4 protein-coding genes and 1 pseudogene are annotated in these 8,508 nt (G+C 39.1%); 1 reads left to right on the forward strand and 4 read right to left on the reverse strand.

The features are described from left to right. Positions 1 to 35 precede the first annotated feature (35 nt). The 3 genes from ABVT42_RS14235 to ABVT42_RS14245 all read right to left on the reverse strand — a co-directional run bounded on the left by ABVT42_RS14235 (position 36) and on the right by ABVT42_RS14245 (position 7,224). Entirely contained in the window at positions 36 to 4,553 is a 4,518-nt protein-coding gene (locus ABVT42_RS14235) for a hybrid sensor histidine kinase/response regulator transcription factor (RefSeq protein WP_353896826.1), read from the reverse strand. A 346-nt stretch (positions 4,554 to 4,899) separates the two neighbouring features. Further along, positions 4,900 to 6,114 carry a M24 family metallopeptidase gene (locus tag ABVT42_RS14240; RefSeq protein WP_353896827.1) on the reverse strand — a complete coding sequence of 405 codons (1,215 nt, stop codon included), beginning with the start codon at positions 6,112 to 6,114 and terminating at the stop codon, positions 4,900 to 4,902. Positions 6,115 to 6,810: 696 nt separating this feature from the next. Continuing rightward, positions 6,811 to 7,224, reverse strand: a complete 414-nt coding sequence (locus ABVT42_RS14245) for a helix-turn-helix domain-containing protein (protein ID WP_353896828.1) — start codon at positions 7,222 to 7,224, stop codon at positions 6,811 to 6,813. Between the two features lie 324 nt (positions 7,225 to 7,548). Between ABVT42_RS14245 and ABVT42_RS14250 the strand changes: the two are divergent. Then, a pseudogene (locus tag ABVT42_RS14250) lies at positions 7,549 to 7,845 on the forward strand (IS110 family transposase); the annotation flags it as partial. Positions 7,846 to 8,018: 173 nt separating this feature from the next. On the opposite strand, the gene ABVT42_RS14255 reads toward ABVT42_RS14250, so the two are convergent. Continuing rightward, on the reverse strand, positions 8,019 to 8,508 hold a 490-nt coding region (locus ABVT42_RS14255; RefSeq protein ID WP_367023976.1), incomplete at its 5' end, for a hypothetical protein.

Genomic DNA, 8,508 nt, shown 5'->3' on the forward strand with positions numbered 1-8,508 from the left:
ACAAATGTTTGCACAAATTAGATAAATCATTATGATTACAATGGTTTACTGTCTATTTCCTGGTATTGGGAAGGTGGTTTTTTAAAGTATTGGCGAAAACTTCGACTAAAATAGGCCAAGCTTTCAAAACCACAAGCATAAGCAATTTCACTAATCGTGCCCTGTTCACGTTGCAGCATCGCCAAACCAACTTTTAACCGGGTATGGCGTAATAATTGAACAGGCGTACAATCGAACTGCTTTTTCACTTTTCGATTCAAAGTCGCCTGATGAATGTGCAAATATTCACACAGTTTACCTACATCAAAATCAGAATGATGCAAATGCTGGTGAATAACCTTGAGTAACTCACTAGCAAAGTCTTCGCTAGCTTTTCCTTGAGTTACGGGCGGGTGAAGTGGTTGTGGTGACGCATTACTATCGGATGCCTTAAGAATTGGCTTTGTCACTTGCAGTTCAAAAACTTCGGGGTACTGCTGTCTAAACTGCTCAAACATCGCACTTGCTTGTCGTCGTTTTTGGGCAATCTGCGCAGCAATTCGCGCCACCAACTCAGTGGCACTGAAAGGTTTACTTAAATAATCATCAGCGCCACTTTGCAACCCCTGAACAATATCATCAGTCCCGGTTTTCGCTGTTAATAAAATTAACGGAATATGTGCCGTTTCTGTCGATTGTTTAAGCTTTTGGGCCAGCTTTAAACCATCCATTACGGGCATCATGACATCAGAAACAATAATGTCAGGATGAGCTGTCGCAATCAATTCACAGGCAACTTGACCATTTTCAGCCTCAATAATTTGATAACTATTTTCGAGTACGCTACGTATAAAAGCACGTAACTGAGCATTATCATCAACAACTAATAAAGTTTGTTTTGTGGTCGGTTTAATATCCTGATCAGAGGTTGGTTTTATTGGCGAATTGGGCGACGGTGTCGCTGAGTCAGCAGCTGTTTTTACCTCAGCTTTTAGCTTATCTTTTATCTCTTCATTCGGCTCCTGAGCCGTTTTGGATTTACGCAACAAATCATCGTGTGGTGTACCAATGGACTGTTCGGAGTTGATGATTTCACCAACTGCGTTTTGACCGGTCGCATAATGTTCAATGCCTAACTTAAATGTCAGGGTAAAACAGCAACCTTGCCCGATCTCACTGTCCAATTGAATACTTGCCTGATGCAACTGCAATAACTCTTTCACCAGCGCTAAACCAATCCCTGTACCGGGCTGACGCGAATTTGAAGCACCTGCCCCCTGATAGTAACGCTCAAATACTGCACGCTGATCTTGCTTGGCAATCCCTCGGCCTTCGTCTTTTATCCAAATAATCAATTCATCAACGCCTGCCTTTAATCCCACTTCAATAATGCCATTTACCGGACTAAATTTTACGGCGTTAGATAACAAGTTAAGCATGATTTTTTCGAAATGTTCACTATCAAAATAAAAATGCTGTAAGTGTTCGGTTTGCTGCATGCCTTGCAATTTAAATTGGAGCGACAGTTTTTCTGCTTCAAGTGTAAAGCGCTCAACACAGTATTGAAGATTATTAAGTACTGATACTTGACTGATGTTCAATGGCATTTTGCCAGCTTCAAGTCGGTTGATATCTAAAACTTGTCCGAGCAAAGACTGCATATGCAAATTATTTTTTAAGGCGACCTCAATATAGTTTTTATCTTTCTCATCTTGAATATTGTTATTCGCAATGACGGCTTGTAGAGGCCCAATTGCTAAAGTAAGCGGCGTCCGAAACTCATGAGAAATATTGGTAAAAAATTGATTTTTTGCTTGACCAATATCTTCTAGCTGTTGATTTTTTTGCGCCAGTTCATCTCGTTGTTGCTGTATTAATCGGGTGCGCAGTTCAACTTGCACTTCAAGCTCATTGGCTCGACGCTCCGCCAGGTTGACACGATGGCGAACAAAGCTGCCAACTAACAATAAAAAGCCTAATAAATAAACACCATAAGCCCAATAAGTTTGCCACCAGGGAGCAATAATTCTTATCTGCAAAGTTGTCGGTTTTTCACTCCACTCACCATTAGCATTAGCGGCCTTAACCTGAAAAACATAATTGCCAGCAGGAAGAGAAGTATAAGATGCCTGACGATTCTGAGCATCCGTGTAAATCCAGTCATCGTTATAGCCAAGCAATTGATAGGCATACTGATTAGTCGGTGCAGAAAAATAGTCGAGGCTACTAAATTCTAATGAAAATAACTGGCTTTGCTTGGCATTCAAAACGATTTCTGTTTGGTAATGAATCGGTTGTTTTAACACACTATCGGTTGCAGTACCGATTGATACCGGGATATTATTAATTCGTAACTGGGTAAGCTGTGTTTCAGGCTTACTTAATGAAAACGTTTCAAGTTGTGTTGGATGAAAAACGCTGATGCCATTGACGCCACCGACATAGATATATCCCTTATCATCCACTAATCGTGCATTATTAAAATCATTATCCTGTAATCCGTCATCGCGGGTATATTGTTTGACCTGTTCTGTTTGAGGATTAAATTGCCACAGCCCCTGGTTACTACCAATCCAAAGCTCAGGACTTAAACGATTAGTAACAATAGTAAACAACATGCTTTTATTAAATATTGAACTACTATAAGACTTAATGATTTTTCCTTGTTTGTTCAATTGGTGTAGTCCATGAAAATCAATCGCCCATAATCGCCCCAGGTTGTCTTGCGTTATCGCTACATAAATACGTCCGGTATTGAGTGACTCTTCAGTTATTTCAACACTTTGTTCTACGGTATTTAAATAACCAATATATTCATGACCACTTACCCATAAACGTTGCTGACTGTCGACAAACGAACTAAATTGCTTACGACCATAATGCCGCTTCGATTCTTGCGAAGCCGATTCTTGTGAAGCAAAAGGAATTGGGGTAAATGTTTTTTGTTTACTTTGCCATTTAACTAAATAGTTTTGCTTAGATGAAGGAAAATAAATCGCCCCGTCATCAGATTGCCAAGCATTTCGAAAGGCACCGATAATGCCGTATTCAACCAATGGTTTTTCAGGTTGCAACACAACTGGGATAATTTTGTTAGCAGCCTCATCATAATAATGAATACCTTTATTGGTACCAATCCATAATTGCTGCGGCAGACTTTGATTTAAAACAGCTTGTGTCGAACTATCTTGAGTTTTCTCTTTTTGAACCAGATTATCCAGCGTAACACTAAATATATTATCAGAGTCAATCCCTAACTGACTTTTAGGTTCATGCCGAAATATTGTTTTATTACCTGCATCATCAAGTCGAACAACCCCTGCCCCCGTACCAACCCATAAATTCTTATGTGTATCTTGCGTCAGATTTTGAATAAACTGATGTGGCTTTTCAAAATTAATCAGTTCAAATGGATGTGCCGGGTCAAAGAATAAAACGCCGGAGTTTCGGGTTGCCAGCCAAATACGCATTTGCGAATCTTGAAATATAGCGGAAACATATTTAGCTGATGTTGGCTGATTTGTCGGATTAAAACAGCGCCACCGATTCAATAAAGATTCTGAAAGCGGTTTAATTTGGCATAATCCTTTTTCATCTGCGCTGATCCAAATATCGCCTTTAGCATCAACTTTAACCTGAGCAATTTTAGTGGGTGACTGATTATATTGGTAAATTTCACTGCGTTGAGAATCCAAATCAAAACGAACTAGTCCGTGTATGGTTGCCCCCCATAGCTGATTATTTTTATCAATATCTATCGAGTTAAAATTAATCACGCCAAGCTGACCTTGCTTTATTGGTGTATTGACAAAACGGGCCTGTTGTTTTTGCGGATTATATTGGATGAGTCCTTGTTTTTCAGCGGCAATCCATAAAAGACCTTTGTTATCCTGTTTAATCGCATTAATACTAAAACGACTTGCTTTAGCAACATCGCCGATCAGTTCATCAGCACTCGATCCATAGAGCATTTGAGGCAAATCAACCCGATAGAAACGGTCTTCTTTAGCATCGTAATAGTTTAATCCCTGACTGCTACCTATCCAAAGCGTACCATGAGAGTCCAGCCAGAAACTGCGAATAAAATTATTATCGATACTGTTAAGATCATCGGTTTCAGAAAAATAATGCTGGAAAGTTTGTGACTGCGGATTAAATCGATTCAGCCCTTTATAAGTGCCCACCCATATATTTCCGTCCAAATCTTGTATCATGGCATTGACATTGGCATGGCTTAACGAGCGCTCATCATTGCCTGCTTTATAACTTTTAATTTGGTAGCCATCAAAGCGACTGATGCCACCATAGGTAGCAAACCAGATAAATCCCTTACTGTCTTCAATAATCGAAGTAACAAAAGCATGAGCGAACTCTCGATGGGCCGAAATTGATTTAATCACCGGAATACTATACGCATTAGGCTCTACCGCTCTAACGGTTAACGCAGTAAAGGCAAGCGCAAGCGAAAAGAAAAAGAAACGAATAATATTAAAAATATTAAATGTAATTTTGGGTAGCACCGCCAATTGACAAACAACAAACGGCTTACTAGATAACTGTGCTAAAGTGAACAAACTAAAATAACCAAATTCAAATAATCAAACTAAAGGAATGAATTCTAAAGGAATCAGTGACACTTTACAGTTGAATATCTGACAAAACTGCAATTATCTAATCAGTTTGCTTGAACTTGTTGCTAATTGTTATTAAAAAAAAGAATGAGCGCGTTACTAATTTTAAATGATTACTTATACAGTACTAATATTTCGCCGAAATACCGTCTAAGTATCGTCTAAGTTAAATGCGGTGAATTGATCACCGCCCAACATGACATCAGATTTCAGATTTCAGATTTCAGATTTCAGATTACCAGATTACCAGATTAAATATGATAGCTTCACTCAAAAAATCAAACACTAATCAGGCACCGTAACCAAATGGATCATCTATCGAAAAGGAAGGTTGAGTAAACCATTGTGGACCTGTTTCTGTCATATAAAAATGGTCTTCAAGACGTATACCAAACTCACCGGGTAATACCAACATGGGTTCATTACTGAAACACATTCCAGGTGCCAACGGAGTTTGATCATTTTTTACCAAATAAGGCCATTCGTGAATATCGAGTCCGATACCATGTCCGGTACGATGGGGTAACCCAGGCACCTGATAGTCAGGACCTAACCCTTTAGATGCCAAATAGTCACGAGCAGCCACATCGACTTGACCACATGGAACCCCCAACTGCGCCTTGGCAAATGCAACCGCTTGCGCTTCTTTTTCAATAGCCCACATATCACGCTGGCGCGAGCTGGCTTCTCCAAACACATAAGTACGCGTAATATCCGACTGATAACTTTCTACCAGACATCCGGTATCAATTAAAACCACATCATTTTCCGCGAGTACTTTAGGATTTTTTACACCATGAGGAAACGAAGTATCTTCACCAAACAGAACAATACAAAATGAAGACCCAACTGCGCCTACGCGCTGATGTGCTTGATGAATAAAGGCTTTAACTGCCTGAGTCGAAATACCTGGGCGCAGTATTTTTGCAACCGCTTTATGAACTTCAAGCGTCATATTTTTTGCCGTCTGCATTAATGCCAATTCAGTTGCTGACTTTTGCATACGGCAGCCAGCGGTAACCGGTTTAGCATTAACAAACTGATATTGATGATCGAGCTGATTTAGTCCGTCGACGAGAAAATAAGCTGTGGACTCATCGATTCCGATGGTACCTTGTGAAATTCCCATTTGCTTAAGTAATTTGAGCAATAAGACATAAGGAGACTCATCTTCATGCCAACCGCTCACCTCGCCCTCAATCTGCATAAATCCTTTTAAGGTATTGATTTCAAAGTAAGGAGCAATATAGTGAATGTCACCTTCAGCCGGTAATATTGCACCAACCATGCGTTCGCTAGGATACCAGCGGGTTCCGGTAAAATAATAGAGATTGGTCCCCGCATTCAAATAAACCGCTTCAACACCAGTATCTTGCATAATGGCTTGCGCTTTACTAATTCTTTGCTGATATTCAGCAATTTGTATCGGGACAACCTGTGCAGTCATATTGTGTAACTGTTCCAGCGCCCCCTGAGTCTCAAAACCCCCAATACCGATTGTCATAATTTGCCTCTAAATTAAATCAATGATTTCAGATATGAGCTACTCTAACACATCTAATAACATTGTATACAATAAAAGAAAACTCATATTTGCTCATATTTATTACAATTTAGATGATTATTTGATATTGGGGGAGAATTTATCAAGACGCCCTAATTTATCTGTGATTCATAATTTTTACTAAAAAATTTTAAAAATAGTCATTTGAGACTGTCGCAAAACAAGACGTCGATATTCACTTAGGCTACTAATACCTGCAACAGCGGTTAATTGCAGCAACCTGTTTTTGTATAAAATGGTGGAACAAACACAAATATGCGAAGCGGAAATTTCTCCACTAGCAAAAGTTGAAATTGGGGCGAGTAAAACTAAATACAAAAAAACTTTAAATCTCATGAATTCTCACTAGGGCTACTAACAGCTTATTGACACAGTAAACATCGTAAATCTTCAAGCAAGTTTTTACTGTTCTCAAATGATTTTAATTTGAGCATTTTACAACGAAGAAGGTGATTTTCAAGATGCAATTACTCCGCTTTACTGAATATCAATACAAGCGTCATTTGTGTTTATTCATTAAATCAGCAACTTAACAATTGCAAGAACGATAAAGGACACCCCATACTCAAAACCTGAAACGACGTGGAACTGAGCAACTGTTAGTAGTCCCGTCTTAATGCGTTTATTATATTGCACTTACCAAAGATTATGACTATCTCCGTACCTGATAGCACAACCTGTTATATAAGATGCTATAAATAAGCCAGCAACCGCAAATTTATTTTCAAAATAAAACAAAGCTATTAACCCAAAGATAAGTATGGAAAATTCAGCTAACAACTGGTTTCGTCTTGATGTAATTCCGAAAAACAAAAACCTAAACCACAAAGGTTGCATTGCCCAGTTTTCCGATTTTTTATCAATCATTGTTATTTCCTCCGTAAGTCTATTGATATCTATCTCAAATACAGAGGCGAGAGATTTTAGGGTTTCTAAACTGACACTTTGACCACTTTCAACACGCTGGATGGTTCTTATGCTAAGTCCACTCAACATTGCCAGCTGTTCTTGTGACCATTTTTTTTCAGCTCTTAATTTTTTAACTACCATAATTAATCCTCGTTACTCAGAATGATAATAATGTCAAAAAACTAGGTTGGCGGTTACGAAATGAACCTGACAGTATACCGACAGTGCTGATTTAGGCAATATAGACATAATGACTCCCAGGGAGTCTCAATTAAATACAGTGCGAGCCCCCTATCGTGGGTTAGCTTTTCAGCCAGTTCCATAATATATGAGTCGCTAAACACCATATAAACGGAGGCTAGCATGAACAACGATACCATAATTTTCATTGGCATAGATACTCATAAAGAGTTCACTGAAATTGCGTATTCAGGTTACTCAAGAAAGTTATCTGTCGAACATTTCGGTCGAGCAAGACGATTACTCACCGAGGGGGCGCATTGTTATCGCTACCCAGCCAATATCTCTCATGACCTACAAATCCGACAAGAAGGCTTGAGCAAAACCATTATCGATATTGCCTGGAAAGCACAGCTTCGATTGTGTAAACGTTATCAACGACTGATGAAACGAGGCAAGCACTACAACGTAGTCATTACTGCCATTGCTCGAGAAATGATTGCGTACATCTGGGCCATTACACGAGAAGTTGTTATCTCTCCGGTTAATCCCAAAGATAGGCTCTCTCGTGTACCAGCATGAGAACCGTCGAAAGTTACTGGCTTTAATCTGTGATTGAATTCATCCAACTTTTAGATAGCGGCACTTTGAAAAAATATGGTGGGGATTTGTACGTTTTAATTGACAAAGGGAGTCATACCAACGCCAAGCTAAGCGGAGCGTTTTTAGCGTCCGCTTGAGCTTTTTGTTAAGCGCTACGCTTTGTATAACTTAATTTCAATAAATACAGCCTCACCAACAATTGTTACCTGAATATAAAATTCATCAAATTCGTTAGTTGTAACTCGCCGTTTTATTGGCGATTCTGATAGACTAAGTGATTTTTTCCCTATAGTGTCAGATAGTAATTTAAACTCTGTCTCACTTAGCGCTATTTTCCCTAGGTGCAATACCTGATCATCAAGCTCGCTCGGGATTGACTGCATTTGAGGCCCGACCACCATTACCGCTTGCTTTCCATAATGGTTACATGACCAGTGCTTTACAGAAAATAAATTACCATTAGAAAGAACTCCTTTTATTTCATTGCTTTTTTTAAACCATTGATAAACACCTATGGCATTACTCTTAGCGTATTGTTTTTCAGAAACAGTATCTTCACTAAAAATACACTTTTCGGTTGCACAAGCTGAACTGGAAATCACGAAGCCGAATATGACGATGCACCAAAATGTACGCACTTTT

The sequence above is a fragment of the Aliikangiella maris genome (genome assembly GCF_040719265.1).
Taxonomy (GTDB): Bacteria; Pseudomonadota; Gammaproteobacteria; order Enterobacterales; family Kangiellaceae; genus Aliikangiella; species Aliikangiella maris.